The organism is Eubacterium sp. 3_1_31, from assembly GCF_964249515.1.
GTDB lineage: Bacteria > Bacillota_I > Bacilli_A > Erysipelotrichales > Erysipelotrichaceae > Longicatena > Longicatena caecimuris.
On sequence record NZ_CAXUBY010000020.1, the window covers coordinates 1 to 16,895 of the forward strand.

Sequence of the window (16,895 nt, forward strand, 5' to 3'; positions counted from 1 at the left end):
TATATAGCTTAATGAATTCCCAAGAAAGGAAGATATTATTTAATTACCTGTTTCTTGGGTAATTAAATAATACAAGTAAAGAATTATGATAAAAATTGAACGTTGCAGCGTTATGAATTTTGAAAACGCCATTCGCGGAGCTCGTAATCCGATGAATAGCTGGAATCGCATGGATTCCTATTATGATGATGAAGGAAACTTTGTGATGGGGCCTAATGATTTATCTTTAGCACAGCGTTTAGCAAAGGCTGGCAGTGACCATCGTAAATTTATTCGCCAGATTTTTGTTTCCGTAGATTTTACCGCACCAATGTACTGGTGGAAAGAATATGACACCTATAAAGTAGCAACGGTTGCCAATTCAACAAGCACCATGCATAAGATTGCCAGTAAGCCTTTTACATTAGATGACTTCTCTTATGAGCATATGAATGAAAAAGCCTTAGCATCTTTGAAAGCAGTCATAGCGGTATTGGAAGAGTTGCGCTTGGAATATTTAGAAACAAAAGATAAAACTGTCTGGTATAGCATGATTCAACTATTGCCAACCAGCTACCACCAACTGCGTACCTGTACCTTGAATTATGAAACGTTAATGAATATATATTATGCCAGAAGAAATCACAAACTGGATGAATGGCATGTTGTATGTGATTGGATTGCTTCTTTACCTTATGCAAAAGAATTGATCTTAGCTGTGGAACAAAAAGAACAATAAACAATAAAAAGGCGAACTTCTCGCCTTTTTATGTGCTTTCATATTTATTTACTACCATTATGTCATGCTCACTGTCTGATCAGATTATGCAAACGTAATGACATGTTTTAAACCAACGGCATGTGCTGCCTTATCCATCGCCTCCATGAAATCATCGATGGGATATGTTGCGGATATGATGCTGTTCAAAGGGATACGTTTATCGTTTACCAATTTGCTGCAAAGTCGATAATCCATGACACTTTGTCTGGTACAGCCATAAATGCTCAATTGCTTGTAATGTACAAGATTCGTATTTAATGATACATTTTCACGATCTTTAGGAAGACCGCCGAAAAATAACAGCTGTCCATTCATATTCATATACTGCAAGGATTGTGTTTGTGCTGTTGGTGCCGGAGCTGCAATGATGCATACATCTACGCCCTTTCCCGTATGCTTGCGTATCTCCTCTTGTAAATCACCTTCCACCAGAATCAAATCAGGAAAGAGTTTCTTCGCCTGTTCCATCCGTTCACGACTGAGATCATTCATGAACACCTTGGCAGCACCAAACAATTTTGCCACCATGATATGCATGATTCCAATCGGTCCAGCGCCGATAATCAAAACATCTTTTCCCGGTGTCATATGCAGACGCTTTTGCCCATTATACACACAGCTTAAAGGTTCCACCAAAGCAGCTTCCGCAAAGGAAATCGCATCCTGTAATACCGTGATATTTCCTTGTTGAATGGCGGTTGCCGGAATTTTTACATATTCGGCAAACCCACCATTCATATTAATACCAAAGGCTTGGTAATGCTCACACAGATGTGTTTCACCACTCACACAATGATCACAAGTGCCACATCCCATATTGGGCGCAACAGCTACTCGTTGCCCTACTTCATACGCCGTGACTTGTTTACCGATTTTCTCAATGACCCCGGCAAATTCATGGCCGATAATCAAAGGATGTTCTTTAGATACATGTTGATAACCATTCTTATACATCCGAACATCACTGCCACAAATACTTGCAGCTTTCACCTTTAATAGGATTTCATCATCCCCTATTTCCGGCAGCGGAACTTCTTCTACGCTAATGTCTAGCTTTCCTTTTAATAATGCAGCTTTCATTTTTACTCTCCTATTCTGATTGGTCGTTTTTCAAGTAACGAACGCAATCCTTCACGTACCAGAATCAATGCCATTTTACCATCATGTCCACTAACTCTAGGGGTATCATCTTCACGTATGCAACGAATAAAATCTCTTGCTTCATTAATATAAGCATCTTTAAATAACTTTGTCCAGGAAGGCATGACTTCAGCATGCATGCACTTATCATGAGTGGCGATGCTCACATTGTTGTTTTTCTGTGAACCTACCAATACATTGCCACATGTACCTAATATCTCCGCTCTGGCATCATAGCCATACTGTACATATTGTGCTCCATCAATCATGCCGATAATGCCATTTTCAAATTCCAATAATACAGCCACGGTATCATAATAGTCTGGATATTCTGCTTTTTTTTCGCAGGAGCGAAAATTTCTTCCAATTGCATGAATACTTTTTACTTCGCTGTCGGCATACCAGCGCAACGTATCGAAATCATGGCTGTTAACTTCTCCGATAGGTCCACTGCTTTTTGCTATATCATACATCCATTCTTTGGGCTCACTTGGTCCATGAGTCAGTGATTTAATCATTGTCACTTCACCGATCTTACCAGATGTAATGACTTCTTTTGCTTTCTGAAAGCTCTCATCATAACGCCGCATAAATCCTACTTGTAGCTTTACATGATGTTGTTTACAAGCTGCTATCATCTCATCACATTCTTCCGCTGAAATCGCCATCGGTTTTTCGCAGAACACGTGTTTGCCGGCAGAAGCTGCCGCCAGCACAATTTCTTTATGGGTACCTGTTGGTGTCACCACGATTACTGCATCTATCTCTTTATTCTGTAGTGCCACTTGATAATCCGCATACGTATAAGCAACATGAAGTTCTTCTTGGGCTTTTTTTAAATTTTCTTCACAGGGATCACATATTGCCAATAGACGTGCTCCCACGACGTTTCCCATATAGCTGCGGGCATGGATCATGCCTGCTCTTCCTGTTCCTATTAAACAGACGTTTAGACAATCTTTCATATTATTTTTCCTTCTTCCATAAAGATACCAGCAAGGCGGATACAACCGTACCAACAGCTAATGCCAATACCATCATAAAGACATTGGATGTAGCACCGGGAATTAACAAGACAAAGAATCCTCCATGTGGTACAGCAAGACCACAATTGAAAACCATTGACAATGCCCCGGTAATCGCAGAACCTACCGTAACAGAGGCAAGAACACGAATTGGATCGGCTACCGCAAAGGGAATCGCTCCTTCAGATATAAAGGATAGACCAAGAATCCATGCTGTTTTTCCTGATTCACGCTCATCGCGTGTATATTTTTTCTTTGCCAACACTGTGGAAGATAAGGCCATAGCAAGTGGAGGTACCATACCAGATAACATTACCGCTGCCATTACCGGACTTGTCTGTCCTTGCGTTAAGGCTGTTAAAGATGCAACACCAAAGAAATATGCTGCTTTTCCAATAGGACCGGCAAGGTCAATTGCCATCATGGCACCAAGAATGACCCCTAATACAACGGAGCTAGCACCACTCATGCTTGTCAGCCAAGATGTCAAGGTTTCATTCAACCAAGTAAGTGGTTTTCCGACGACAAAGACCATTAAGAAACCGGTAATGATACAGGATAGTACCGGAATGATCAAGACCGGCATCAGACCTTCAAACTTTTCTGGTAATTTTACAAAGGCTTTTTTAACACCTAAAACCGAGTAACCTGCAATAAAGCCTCCTAGCAATGCTCCTAAAAAGCCAGACCCGGAAGAAGATGCCAACATACCGGCAACCATGCCTGGTACAAGTCCTGGACGATCAGAAATAGAGAAAGCCACATAACCGCCAAGTGCTGCCCACATCAATCCCATGGCAGTACCACCGATGGTCTTAAAGGCTTCGGCAATTGCTCCTTCTGAATTAATACCACCAAATGCAAAAGATAATGCAGTCATGATACCACCGGCTACAACAAATGGAATCATATAAGATACACCTGTCATCAAATGAGCGTAAATACCTTTAAAGTTGTTATTACTTTCTTTTTCAACCTTTATGGTTTCTGTTTGTTTAGCACCTCCATAGATAGGAGCTTGCAAAGAATCCTTTAAAACCTGTTGTCCGTTTTTGATGGCATCATTGACATCTACTTCATATAAGCGTTTTCCATGGAAACGATCTTTGTTTACAGATGTGCTTGCCGCTATGACAACAGCATCTGCAGCCTCAATATCTTCTTGAGTTAATACATTTTTAGCCCCCACCGACCCCTGCGTTTCAACCTTGATGTTCCATCCGATATCTTTTGCGGCTATTTCTAATGCCTCAGCTGCCATATATGTATGGGCAATTCCGGTTGAACATGATGTAATCGCAATCAGTTTCATAATATCTTCTCCTTTTTCATCTACGATGTTTATTATTCGATAGCTTGATAAAATGTATCTATATCATTTGCCTGTAACAATGCCTCTTGAACTTCCTGATGCATGAGCTTACGCGCCAATGTACTGAGCATATCCAAATGCGTTTCATCTTCATGTTCCGGTATAGCGAGCATGAATACACAATAGACAGGCTTTTCATCAAGTGAATTCCAGGCAATACCCGTTTCACTCTTGCCAAAGGCAATACAGGCATGGGGTACAGTAGCCGATTTCCCGTGCGGTATAGCAATTCCACCTCCTATCCCGGTCGTATATTCCAATTCTCTCTCTTCTACTGCTTTCAGATAAAGTGATAAATTCTTCACTTTCCCTGCTTGATATAGTAGTTCTGCCATTTCCTTTAATGCGGCTTCTTTCTTATCAGCTTGGAGTTGGAAAGTTACACAATCCTTACTGATATATTCTTGTATATTCATTATTGATCTCCTTATTTTTCTGCCAGTTCATCGCATATTTTTATGCCTGAGGAAGTACCTAGACGAGTTGCTCCTGCTTCTATCATGGCCAATGCAGTTTTCAGATCGCGGATACCACCGGCTGCTTTTACTTGTACCTTATCACCGGCATATTGTTTCATGAGCCTTACATGGGCAATTGTTGCACCAGCACTGCCAAAGCCAGTTGATGTTTTCACAAAATCAGGCTCTACTTCTTTTGCAATTTTCGCAAGCTCGATGATTTCATCTTCCTCTAAATAACAGGTTTCAAAAATCACTTTGCAACAAACCCCATGTTTGCGAGCAATTCCTACTAAACATTCCATTTCTTTGCGAAGGTAGGCATAATCATGTTCTTTTACTTTGCCGATATTGCATACATAATCAAATTCCTGACATCCATTGCCAATGGCATCTTCAACTTCGGCAGCTTTTACAGCAATCGTGGTTTGCCCTAATGGAAAACCAATAGCAGCTCCACATAATACCGAAGAATTTTCCAACATCTTACGACACATCGCAACTGGATAGGAATTGATTGCTACAGATTTAAACCCATAAGCTTTCGCTTCCTCGCATAGCTGTTGGAAATCTTCTTTTGTCGCATAAGCTTTTAAGTTTGTGTGATCCACCATACTCGCTAATTCTTTTCTTGTTATTTTCATTTAATTCCTCCTATTTTCATTTGCTTTCGTTTTACAGGTTCATTATAGTCCTATATTTTTGTTTTGTAAATATATTTATTTATTTTTGTTTTTATTTATTTTCGTTTGCTTACTTTTCTATAATCTGCTAAAATATACATAAGGGAAGTGAAATTATGCAGAAGAACCCAAATCCGCTTTTTGCGGAAGAGCGAAAACGCAAAATTATGAATTTCATTAAAACAAACACCCGTTGCAGTGTGAGTGAGCTAGCAAAATTATTTGATATCACCCCTGCAACGATACGCAGTGATCTAAGGGAGCTAGAAAAAAACGGCAGTATCATCCGTACACATGGAGGAGCTGTTTTACGTAACAAGATTGAACAGGAAGAAGTATTAGATAATCGCAAAAACGATGATAAGAAAATGAAAATAGCCCAAAGCGCAATTGCTTATGTTCATGATGGTGATACCCTCGCCTTAGATACCGGAACGACAGCCTTGGCATTTGCAAATGCCTTGATCCAATCATCAAAAAAAAATCTGAAGATCATTACTTCAGATTTGATGTTGTTGCATACATTTGAAAAACGTCAGGACTTTGAAATCATCTCCATTGGTGGCGAAATTCGTCATGGTTTCCATTTTGCCTGTGGCGATATTGCCATTCGTATGTTGAGTGCTTTCCATGTTGATAAATTTTTCCTAACAACTTCTGCCATTGATCTGGTACAGGGATTGACAACACCGAATGCTGGAACGGCTCATCTAAAAGCAAAAATGATGGCCATTGCCAATGAAACCATCTTACTGGTAGATTCTACGAAATTCAACAAAGTCTGTTTTTGTAAATTCGCTGATTTATCACAGCTTTCACGCATCATTGTCGATGATGCCATCGAACATGAGCAACAAGAGCATTTGCGTAAAACCATTCAAGAGGTTATCTTGGCCTAATATATAATTTCTAAAGCAGGAATTCCCTGCTTTTCTTTTGCTAATTTAAAAGATATCTAAAACTTTAGGGGTCTTAGATTTTAGTTCGTTTTCTTCATCTACCCTAAAGTTGTCCCCTAAATTTCTAGCAAAGACCCCTAAAAAATTAATTACCCAATTCATAAAAGAAAAGACGTGCATTACACACGTCTTAAGATTCAAAGATAGGAATGAGATACTCCCATACCGCCTCCATTCCCGTCTTTTTTTCAGCGGAGAATGGAAATAATGGCTCATGATCATTCAATTGCAATTCTTTACGAATCATCTTTAATTGATTTTTTAATTTGGTTGATGGCAGCTTATCTGTTTTCGTCGCAACAACAGCTACCGGAATTTCATAATATCGTGCAAATTCAAGCATGGTGATATCATCCTCTGTTGGTTTATGCCTTGCGTCCACAAGGATGACTAACCCTTTTTTCTGTTTTCTTTCGGCAAAATAATCTTCCATCATTTCGCCAAATTTTAGCAGCTGTGCTTTTGATATATTAGCATAACCATAGCCTGGTACATCGACAAACATGTATTTATCATCTAGGTTAAAGAAGTTTAAAAGTCTTGTTTTCCCCGGTGTATTTCCTACATAGGCAAGTTTTTTTCTTCCACACATCGTATTGATAAAGCTGCTTTTACCAACATTGCTGCGTCCTGCTAATACGATTTCCGGTAAATCGGTTTCCGGCCAAGATTTTTTATCGGGAGCAGATATAACTAGCTCTGCTTTCTGAAAAGTGATCATTTACTTTACCAAAGCTGCATCTAGTACCTGTGAAACACGTTCCACTGGGATAAAGCTTACGGTTTCCTTAACAGCAGCAGGTACATCATCAAGATCCTTCACATTCGCTTTTGGAATAACTACGGTTGTGATACCACAGCGATGAGCAGCCATCGATTTCTCTTTTAAACCACCGATTGGCAAAACATGACCACGTAAGGTAACTTCACCCGTCATAGCTAAATTCGCTTTTACCGGCGTGTTGCTTAGACTGGATACAAGCGCTGTTGTCAAAGTAACCCCTGCACTTGGTCCATCTTTTGGTACGGCTCCTTCTGGAACATGGATATGAATATCGTTATTTTCAAAGAAGTCTGGTTTGATCTTATACTTTTTAGCATTGGCACGCACATAATCATATGCAATCGTTGCCGATTCTTTCATCACATCACCAAGCTGTCCGGTAATTACCAACTTCCCTTTACCTTCGAAATGATTTACTTCAATCTGTAACACATCACCGCCAAAGGCTGTATACGCAAGCCCTGTCACAGTTCCTACCTGATCCTTTGTTTCACGCTTGCCGTATTCAAATTTTTCATTGCCTAACCATTCATGGATGAGTTTTTTTGTAACCTTGATCGAACGTTTTTTATCCTTAAGAATAGCCAAAACGCTCTTCCGGCATACAGTGGCAATCGTTCTTTCTAACTGACGCACACCACTTTCACGCGTATAATAACGAATCAGATAGCTGATCATATCATCGTCTATTTTCAGCTGGCTGTTCTTTAAACCATTTTCTTTAATCTGCTTTGGTACTAAATGACGTTTCGCAATCTCAATTTTCTCTAATTCCGTATAAGAGGAAAGTTCGATAATTTCTAAACGATCGCGTAAAGCGTTTGGAATATTTTCCAAGTAGTTTGCTGTTGCGATAAATAAAACCTTACTCAAATCATATGGTTCTTCAATGTAATGATCTGAGAACATCGCATTTTGTTCAGGATCCAATACTTCCAACATTGCACTGGCAGGATCTCCTTTATAATCACTTGCCATCTTATCGATTTCATCGATCAAAAAGACAGGATTGATCGTTCCGGCTTTTTTCATCGCTTGAATGAAACGTCCCGGCATACTACCTAAATACGTTCTGCGATGACCGCGAATTTCAGATTCATCTTTAACACCGCCAAGTGAAATTTTTACAAATTTACGATCTAATGCACGCGCAACAGATTTGGCCAAAGATGTTTTACCAACTCCTGGAGGACCAACTAAACAAATAATTGGAGCTTTCAAAGAATTCGTCATCTGTTTCACCGCTAAATATTCTAAGATACGTTCTTTGACTTTTTCTAAGCCATAGTGATCTGCATCTAAGACATCACTGGCAGCTTGCAAATCTTCATTATCTTTGCTTTCTTGCCACCAAGGAAGATCCATCATCCAGTCAATATAAGTTTTGATGACCCCGGTCTCCCCACTGGCTGCTGGCAACATTTCATAACGGCTTAGCTCTTCTTTAATTTTTTCTTTAATGCTTTCCGGATATGGGTTCTCATCTAAACGACGACGAATTTCATCCGCATCCTTATCACTGTCAGGCACATCACCTAACTCTTCTTTAATCGCCCGCATCTTTTCACGCAAATAGTATTCTTTCTGGCTTTCTTCAATACGTGATTTCACTTTATCATTGATCTTATTTTCAATCTGAGAAAGCTCTTTCTCACTTTCGATTTCCTGTAAGATCAAAAACAGACGGTCATTGACACCTGTTGTTTCCAATAATTCTTGGCGTTTTTCCAATGTAAAAGGAAACAATTGTGATATCTGATCCGCTAGCTGAGGAGCACTGACCCCTTTTGCCAACTCATTAATCATCTCTTTCGGAATGCTTTGCGAAATTGCTTCAATCTCTTCAAACTGTTTTGCAATTTTGCGAATTAAAGCTACTTCTTCCATCGCATCCTGTGTTACATCATACATAACCTCAGCAGATGTGCTCATCATCTCATCGTCATTGATGATCGTATGAATCTTTACACGCTGAAGCCCTTTAAATTTTACTCGCAGATAGCCATCCATACGACGGATATGGCGAATTTGACACAATGTACCAAAGGAATATAAGTCATCAATGTCTGGTGAATCCATCGCTAAGTCTTTCTGCGCTACCAGAACCACCTGACTCTCAAACTTTTCCTGAGCCTCTTCTACAGCACACGTAGATTTGTCTCGTCCTACATCAATGATTACTTCTTGATTTGGGAAGACAATTACACCGCGCGTACAAACCAAAGGCAGTCGTACAATTGGATTAGCATCGTTTTCACTCATTTGTCTACACTCCTTTCATAAGCCAAAAAAGACGCGGATGCGTCTTTTACGCGGCTTTACTTACCAGCTGTCTCTTTCAATAATTCAAGAGCTTTGCGAATACGCAGATCATACGCAATCGCATCTTTGCTAATCAGCTGTTTCACCTGTTCTAATGGCATGTTGTAAGTAGTTGCAACTGTTTCCAGTTCTTTTTCTACTTCTTCATCGCTGATTTCCATTTTTTCTTCAGCAGCAATTGCCTCTAGAACTAAACGCACTTTTACTTTGTTGTATGCGTCTTTGCCCATTTCCTCACGAATCATTTCATCTGTTTGTCCAGTTACCTGTTTGAACTGATCCAAGCTGAATCCCTGAGACTGTAAACGCTGTGCAAATTCATTTACCAAAGTATCCGTTTCTTCTTCTACCATAACATCTGGAATTTCTACTTCTGCAGCATCCGTTACCGCAGTCAGCAATTCATTTTCAAATTTCTGATTAGCCGCATTTGCTTTACTAGTTTCCAGATTTTTACGTGCATATTCTTTGTACGCATCAACCGTTTCAACATCTTTGATTTCTGCCTGTTTGATTAATTCATCATTTACTTCAGGCAATACCTTTTCTTTAATATCATGTACCGTAACCTTGAAGACCACTGGTTGACCAGCTAATTCTTCTGCCTGATATTCTTCAGGGAAAGTTACATTGATTTCTTTTGTTTCTTCGCTCTTCATGCCTAACAGCTGTTCTTCAAAACCTGGAATGAAAGAACCGCTACCGATTACTAATGGATAAGCCTCTGCTTTTCCACCTTCAAATGCAACACCATCTTTAAATCCTTCAAAGTCAATGACAGCTGTATCGCCATTTTCAACCTTGCCGTCTTCCTTTATTACTAGATCAGCAAAACGTTCCTGTAAAGAAGTCAATTCTGCTTCAACATCTTCATCGCTAACGGCTGCATCATCTTTTTTAATATCCAAGTTCTTATATGCGCCAAGTTTTACTTCTGGTTTCACTGTAACTGTGAATTTAAAAGTTACTTTATCTTCATCAATACTGTCGATGCCTAAAGAAGGACGAGAAACGACCCACAAGTCATGTTCCTTGATACCATCACTTAAAGCTTCACCAGCAACTTCATCAATTGCCTCCATTAATATATTTTGTGTACTGATTTGTTTTCTAACCAGTGCCTCAGGAGCATGTCCTTTACGGAAGCCTGGCAGATTTACTTTCTTAGAAAGTTTGCCAAATGCTTTCTTTTGAGCAGCTTTCCAAGCATCTCCTTCTACAGTTGTTGTTAATTCACCTGTTGATTTTTCTTTTAATTCCCATGTTGAACTCATGTTCATACCTCCTACGTACCCAATACGATTTTCACATGTTTAAATTTCATGCTTACTTAATAATAATTCATAACCACTGTTTCGCGCAAGTCCTTTTTCATTCAGAAATATTGCAAAAGCATCCATTTCTTCATGTGCCGCAAAGACATATTGTGCAACACCGATTGCAATTCCCAAAGCATCATCTTCTTCGATATTGTATGGCAATCGAAGATATGCCTCTTTTACTAGTGTTTCCACACACATCATCGTGAATGTCGGATTATCGCTTTCAAACCAATCCTTTAGGTATGCGACTGCTTGTATGACACCATCACTCTCCATTGGCGGCTCAATAAAGCATGGAGCAAAGGTTATGACTAACCCATCCATCTCAATTGTGAACTCGTCACTGATGTTTTGTTCCATCATCGCTTCAATTAGATAAGAGCGAATTAAGTAGTGTGGCGCATTGCCAAGGTAATCGCGTATCGCATCCAGATGATTACGAATATTACTTTTTCTTAACTGTTCAATCGCAAGAAACTGTTCTTCCAAGGAACCCTTTAGCAGCATTTCAATATCCTCTTCACTATAGCTTCGCTGTGCTTGTGGTTGCAACTCACTGCGACAGGCATTATAAAGATCGATCAATCGCTGTTCATATTCCTTAGGAATATAAGGCATGGAAAGCTCTTCCTCAAGAATCTGGTAAGCAGCTTGATGGTCATGTTGTTCCATCTGCATTTCTACTTTTTTTAGAATATCTTCATAATAAGTATCCATGGTATCTCCTTTACGACCAAACATACATTAATATAGCATATTTACCTTGTTTTATCAATTAGTATGTCCATAGTTGCGCCAATTTCACGCATTTTTTGTCCGTTATCACATAAAGTGTGTTATTTTCATTTCTTATGTGATGATTTTCCTTTGCCCATCCTGCTTTTACAACAGTCTTTCTAGGCAACGTACACACTTCATGCAGTAAAATCCCTAAAAATGAAAATACTTTTATTTTCTTTAAAATCATAAAAGCGAAGTTTCTTTTACAAACCGCTATATTATATAAGGATATGATATTTTAAAAATGCCAAACACATACTACTATTTTACAAAAAGTATTAATACATATGATTGACTTTACATATTTGAGGGTGCATATATCTCACTTTACACTTAACATTCTTTGTGTACTACGGTTGAAAAACTGTTCAGAAATGAAAAAAAAACAAATTATATATTGAAATTCAATATGAAATTTGCTATTATAATTAGGCATTGATTGTTGTCCACGTAGCTCAGTTGGATAGAGCATGCGCCTTCTAAGCGCACGGTCAGGGGTTCGAATCCCTTCGTGGACGCCATATGTGTATTACCCGCTGATGCAAGCGGGTTTTTTATTTATCGCAAAAAGTGACATGTGAAGCAACAACAATCACAAGATGATATAAAAATGTCGTAAATATAGCAAAAAGTTTATTTTTTCCTTGACCTTCCAGCTGCTAGAAGGTGTTTACTACCTCTATAAAAGAAGGAGCATAGCTATGAAAATTGGAGAAATTGAAAAATTGAGTGGCATCTCTGCCAAGACGATACGCTATTATGAAACTAAGGGCCTATTATAGATCAAACGTGGTGAAAATGCCTATCGCGAGTATGGCGAAGAAGATTTAACGCAATTACAAACAATTGCTTTATTAAGAAAATGTGGTTGTTCTATAGCTGCTATTAAGGATGTTACAGACGGAAAATGTACGCTAGTAGAGTTATTAGAAAAACAAATTCATATGTTGGAAAAACAGAAATGGCAAGAAGATCTTCGCCTATCTATTTTATATGATATGCAAAAATCTTTTCAGAAAAGTGATGCCTCTGCATTATCTGCATGGCTACAAACTTTAAAAGAAATCGAAACGGATGAATTCCAACAATTACACGAAGATGTCCAAATGTTGACGCAGCATTCCCCGCTTTTTTATGTTGTATGGACTCTCATTCTTAGTGGCCCTATTCTAACTTTATTTCTTAAAATTAATGAACATAATGTAGAACACCAAGGATTGCTAACCTTACTTTCTCTAGCTGACATGAGCGTGCTAACATTATTATGGCGTAAGTATTTTACTACAAGACACCAATTTAAAGAACGGAAAAAGAGAGGATGGATCTTACTCTTGTGGTTGCCTTTTTCTTTATGCATAGGATTTTTATTCATCTTTGTCATACAGTGGCTAAAAGAGCTGCTTTATCTTAAAGATGGCTACATACTGTGGAGTTCCACGATGCTTGCCGATATCCTTCCCTTTTTCTTCCACATTGAAGCGATGGTCATAAATGGCGCCTACATTGCCAAGAAAACGCATAATATTGATTTTGAAGACTATCAAGTCATCTTTCACAAACTGAAACACTACCGTTTCCTAATGCTCTTTGTAAATCTCATCGTTCTTTATATATCTTTAACAAACATCAATGTGCTATATCCATCACATCTTGAAATAGCACGCTGGTATGCGCCTATCCTGCAAACAAATGATTATCAAAATATCACAAAAGTAAAAACTGGTTTTCAATCAGCCAAATCCTTCTTATCGCAACACAATAAAGGTGATTTCTATTATTTTCTTTATCTGAAGGATGGTAAAAAGATTGATATTTCTATGCCAAATGCGGCACATGAAAAACGTTATGAAGAGCATACATATTTAGAAATTGAAGAGTGTGATGCCATCTTCATGCAACTCGGTATAAAAAAAGAAGGCAGTATGCAGCATTTTCAAGACAATACTTTGGCAGCCGAATATCGAAATCGTTTTAAAAAAATTGTTGAAAATAAAACAAAGTAAGAGCAATCAATGGTAGTTTATATTGATGTATTTTAATGAAGATACAAACATTTCTTCTTTAACATAAGTTACATTTCATATATGATTATCTGTATAAAAAATATTTTATCTATGTACCTATTAAGAAATCGGCTTTCCCACAAAGCCGCTATCATAACATGATCATTGAAATGACATTTCATAACAGATAATATAAAAAACATAAGGTGCCAATTATTGATAGACACCTTGTGCTTTTCATTAATAAATATAGTACCTAGATGAAAGACACTGCCTAACCTTAACAACTGTACGATGACTCCTCTAGGTTCTTTCTTACTTTAGGTTAGCTTTGTAAAAGTGGTTTCTAAATGGTTACTATGTATCGTCATTTTGGAAATCTCCATTTTTTAATTCCTATTTTTCAATTACCCATTTTCCAGTAGGGATTCTCTTCTGGAAAGATCCATTTTTATCAATCGTTTAGTGCAAAGCGCTCGTTTGTCCTTATAAGACAACATCATTATCAGGAAATTCTTTTGAAATTTTATTTCTTAATTCTTTAGCACAAGCGATATAGTAGTGCCGTCCATTGGCACTTGTTTCATATTCTGCAATTTTCTCTAATGCAGTTGCTTTTACTTCCAATATAGTTTTATCTATATCTATTTGTATCAGCAAATCACAAAGTTCTAAACACCATTGATAATCTCTGTCTTTAAGCGCTGTTTGCGCAGCTGCAAACACATTTTCTTTTCCTCCCATTAATTTAACCGTTTTACTTGCTTTTTGCTCAGGAGAAAGAGGGTGAAGATTGGTTGGATTTCCATCGAACCAGCCTAAATAAGCTGCATAGATTTCTCTTACTGTCCACTCTACACAACCATAATATTCACCTAAATATGGTAAGTCAGCATATTCAGCTGGTAAATGAATTTCAGAAGCTAATTGTTCTGCGTTTTTGCCTTCATTCATACCTTTCAGTGTTTCATTCAAGACATAATCCATCGCATTCTTGTAATTCGTTAGTACTTCATGAATTTTTTCTTTTCCCTGTATCAAGGCTGTGTGTCCAGCTAAAAGATATTTGGCAGGATAAGATAACATAAAGTCGATACTGTTAATCCATGTCGCAAGGTTTCGATATTGTCCGCCACGAATAGCGTATAGGTTTGGAAAACAACCAAAATAGTTATCCCCGCAACATAAAACTTCTTTTTGAGGAAGCCATATCATCATCTGATCCTCAGATTCGCCAACAAGTCTAACCAACTCTAATTGTATACCATCAATTTCTCTAATGACTTTATCTTGCTGATAACAAGTGGTCGGTGAAACAAAAGCACGCTGTTCACCATAAACAACTCCCTCACGTATCCCAATTCCTTGAGAAATGGCTTCATTATCATCTAGCGCATAACCAAACTGTCTTGCCCCTCGTAAAGTTTGAATATCCTTTAAAAAAGCTGTTTTCTCTAATTCCGCCATCTTAGGCTCAAATGCAATAATCTCCGAAACACTTTCTGAAAAAGCACCTGCGCCACCTCTGTGATCTGGATGTCCATGTGTGTAAAGAATGGTTTTAACTTTCTTTTCTGTATGATTTCGAATGATATTTGCCAATTTTTTGCCACGTTCTAAAGAATCTAAAGTATCAATCAGAAGAATACTTGTAGCACCTTCAATAAAAATAGCATTACTATGCCCCACGCCAAAAACGAACCATACACCTGATGTTATTTCTATAACAGCTTCTTTATAGTTTTTTGTAAAACTTGTTAATTTTTGTTTTCCATTAGATATTAACATATGATCTCTCCATTCCTTTTATTTTACAATATACCTTCTAACAAGAACAGCACTACTATGATACAAGGAAAAAATCACTTCAAATATACCTGCTTTTTCTTATTATAACAGTTTCAAATACGTGTTACAATTTTATTTGATTTCCACACGGTCTTAAGTCTATCTTTTCCTTACTTATCTTCCCTAAACAAAGCGGTCAAGTCCTGCAAGCACCTACGCTTCATAGCAATGTTGATCTATATGCTTGATTCGGCATGTTATAGTCTATTGGCACAAAGAAACCTTATCATTTAACAAACACCTACCATTAAACAAACAAGAAACCATTAGAAAAGTGTGCGATTGCACACTTTCTTTCATTATGTTTATTCCGTTTCAATTAAGCCATAGCCACCATCATGACGTTTATAGACAACGGCAATTTCCTTTGTTTCATCGTCGCGATAAATAAAGAAATTATGATTCAACATTTCCATACGCATAATCGCTTCATCTAATTCCATGGTGTCTGGGACAATGGATTTTGTCTTAACGACTTCATCCGCTTCATCATACTCTTCATCTAATTCTTCTGTTTCAAGGAACGCATATGCCAATTTCTCTTTGTTCTTTCTCGTTAATCTTGTTTTTTGTCTGCGAATCTGATCTTCCAGTTTGTCGATAGCCAAGTCAATGGCTGCATATAAGTCATCATGCACAACTTCTGCACGCAGAACTGCAAACTTTGTTGGAATCGTCACCTCTATTTTCTGTTTGTTCGGATACACCCGAACTACCACATTTGCAATCACATTCTCATCAATGATGAAATACTTTTCGAGATGATTTAACTTCTTCTCAATTTTCTCAGCGATTGCTGGAGTTACCGTAATGTTCTTACCGTAGATCTGGACTTTCATAATAAAATCCCTCCTTGTATTTATACCTTTATTATAGTCAAAAAAATTCCTTTTACTAGACTATCATTTTTAGATAAAATATGATAGACTTGTACTGTAAGGGCGATCATGGAAGTTTCGCTTTTTTTATGCAAACTATTTGTAAGAAAGGAAAAGAAAAAAATGGAAAGCCTGATGAAAATTTTAAAGGAAGAACACTTATCCTGTATAGTATCACAAAACAATCATATTTATAAAGAAAAGGCTGATGGAATACGCCCCATTCTAACCCTCCTTGATAAGGGTGTATTGAAAGATGCGCAAATCGCAGATAAAGTGATTGGCAAAGCGGCAGCAATGATGTTAGTATTCGGGGGCATCAAAGAAGTTCATGCTGGTGTGATATCTGAACCGGCACTGCATTTTTTACAAGCACATCATATTCTTGTTCATTACGAACTACTTGTGCCAAATATCATCAATCGCAAAAAAGATGGTATCTGCCCCATGGAAACATGTGTATTGCATATAGACGATATGGAGCTTGCCTATCACAAACTGGTACATTTGCTAGCACAAATGACCAAGTAAGAACGTCTTCCTACAAATAAATTGTTTAAA

At 38.0% G+C, this 16,895-nt stretch carries 15 protein-coding genes, 1 tRNA gene and 1 pseudogene; 6 read left to right on the plus strand and 11 right to left on the minus strand.

Translation table 11 applies throughout. The annotated features are described in order from the left end of the window. Positions 1-85: 85 nt before the first annotated feature. Positions 86-718 carry a hypothetical protein gene (locus ACESSZ_RS09255; RefSeq protein ID WP_008688950.1) on the plus strand — a complete coding sequence of 211 codons (633 nt, stop codon included), beginning with the start codon at positions 86-88 and terminating at the stop codon, positions 716-718. A gap of 84 nt (positions 719-802) precedes the next feature. Here ACESSZ_RS09255 and ACESSZ_RS09260 read toward each other — a convergent pair whose 3' ends face one another. The 5 genes from ACESSZ_RS09260 to deoC are packed head-to-tail and all read right to left on the minus strand — an operon-like array spanning position 803 to position 5,399. Continuing rightward, positions 803-1,840 carry a zinc-dependent dehydrogenase gene (locus ACESSZ_RS09260; RefSeq protein ID WP_008688953.1) on the minus strand — a complete coding sequence of 346 codons (1,038 nt, stop codon included), beginning with the start codon at positions 1,838-1,840 and terminating at the stop codon, positions 803-805. Positions 1,841-1,842: 2 nt separating this feature from the next. Continuing rightward, complete coding sequence (locus tag ACESSZ_RS09265; RefSeq protein WP_008688954.1) at positions 1,843-2,865, minus strand: Gfo/Idh/MocA family oxidoreductase; 1,023 nt, start codon at positions 2,863-2,865, stop codon at positions 1,843-1,845. 1 nt (position 2,866) lies between these two features. Then, complete coding sequence (locus ACESSZ_RS09270; protein WP_008688956.1) at positions 2,867-4,237, minus strand: PTS fructose transporter subunit IIC; 1,371 nt, start codon at positions 4,235-4,237, stop codon at positions 2,867-2,869. 32 nt (positions 4,238-4,269) lie between these two features. Continuing rightward, positions 4,270-4,713 (minus strand): PTS sugar transporter subunit IIA, encoded by a 444-nt coding sequence (locus tag ACESSZ_RS09275; protein ID WP_008688957.1) that lies wholly within the window; start codon positions 4,711-4,713, stop codon positions 4,270-4,272. Positions 4,714-4,724: 11 nt separating this feature from the next. Beyond that, complete coding sequence (gene deoC / locus ACESSZ_RS09280) at positions 4,725-5,399, minus strand: deoxyribose-phosphate aldolase (RefSeq protein ID WP_008688960.1); 675 nt, start codon at positions 5,397-5,399, stop codon at positions 4,725-4,727. A gap of 155 nt (positions 5,400-5,554) precedes the next feature. Between deoC and ACESSZ_RS09285 the strand changes: the two genes are divergently transcribed. After that, on the plus strand, positions 5,555-6,337 hold the full coding sequence (locus tag ACESSZ_RS09285) for a DeoR/GlpR family DNA-binding transcription regulator (protein ID WP_008688963.1): 783 nt from the start codon (positions 5,555-5,557) through the stop codon (positions 6,335-6,337). A 190-nt stretch (positions 6,338-6,527) separates the two neighbouring features. Here the strand turns inward: ACESSZ_RS09285 and yihA are convergent, their stop codons facing one another. From yihA to ACESSZ_RS09305, 4 genes are read right to left on the minus strand one after another with little or no spacing between them, the layout of a single operon-like run. Then, the gene (yihA, locus tag ACESSZ_RS09290) at positions 6,528-7,118 is read right to left on the minus strand and encodes a ribosome biogenesis GTP-binding protein YihA/YsxC (RefSeq protein ID WP_008688964.1); all 591 of its coding nucleotides are present in this window, start codon (positions 7,116-7,118) and stop codon (positions 6,528-6,530) included. Further along, positions 7,119-9,443, minus strand: coding sequence for an endopeptidase La (lon, locus tag ACESSZ_RS09295; RefSeq protein ID WP_008688966.1), 2,325 nt, complete (start codon positions 9,441-9,443; stop codon positions 7,119-7,121). Positions 9,444-9,499: 56 nt separating this feature from the next. Beyond that, positions 9,500-10,777, minus strand: a complete 1,278-nt coding sequence (gene tig / locus ACESSZ_RS09300) for a trigger factor (RefSeq protein ID WP_008688968.1) — start codon at positions 10,775-10,777, stop codon at positions 9,500-9,502. A 39-nt stretch (positions 10,778-10,816) separates the two neighbouring features. Continuing rightward, on the minus strand, positions 10,817-11,542 hold the full coding sequence (locus ACESSZ_RS09305) for a DUF3196 family protein (RefSeq protein WP_008688969.1): 726 nt from the start codon (positions 11,540-11,542) through the stop codon (positions 10,817-10,819). A 507-nt stretch (positions 11,543-12,049) separates the two neighbouring features. Between ACESSZ_RS09305 and ACESSZ_RS09310 the strand changes: the two genes are divergently transcribed. From ACESSZ_RS09310 to ACESSZ_RS09320, 3 genes and pseudogenes are all read left to right on the plus strand, one after another. Next, a tRNA-Arg gene (locus ACESSZ_RS09310) sits at positions 12,050-12,126 on the plus strand. A 180-nt stretch (positions 12,127-12,306) separates the two neighbouring features. Further along, positions 12,307-12,495 (plus strand): annotated as a pseudogene (locus tag ACESSZ_RS09315) (MerR family transcriptional regulator); the annotation flags it as partial. Positions 12,496-12,549: 54 nt separating this feature from the next. Then, positions 12,550-13,608, plus strand: a complete 1,059-nt coding sequence (locus ACESSZ_RS09320) for a hypothetical protein (RefSeq protein ID WP_008688970.1) — start codon at positions 12,550-12,552, stop codon at positions 13,606-13,608. A gap of 486 nt (positions 13,609-14,094) precedes the next feature. Here the strand turns inward: ACESSZ_RS09320 and ACESSZ_RS09325 are convergent, their stop codons facing one another. Both ACESSZ_RS09325 and hpf read right to left on the minus strand, forming a co-directional pair. Then, positions 14,095-15,396, minus strand: coding sequence for an alkyl/aryl-sulfatase (locus tag ACESSZ_RS09325; protein WP_008688973.1), 1,302 nt, complete (start codon positions 15,394-15,396; stop codon positions 14,095-14,097). 365 nt (positions 15,397-15,761) lie between these two features. Further along, a complete protein-coding gene (gene hpf, locus ACESSZ_RS09330; RefSeq protein ID WP_008688975.1) occupies positions 15,762-16,295 on the minus strand; it encodes a ribosome hibernation-promoting factor, HPF/YfiA family in 534 nt (177 codons plus the stop codon). A gap of 162 nt (positions 16,296-16,457) precedes the next feature. On the opposite strand from hpf, the gene ACESSZ_RS09335 reads away from it, so the two are divergent. Continuing rightward, on the plus strand, positions 16,458-16,865 hold the full coding sequence (locus ACESSZ_RS09335) for a DUF1893 domain-containing protein (RefSeq protein ID WP_008688977.1): 408 nt from the start codon (positions 16,458-16,460) through the stop codon (positions 16,863-16,865). Positions 16,866-16,895: the final 30 nt, after the last annotated feature.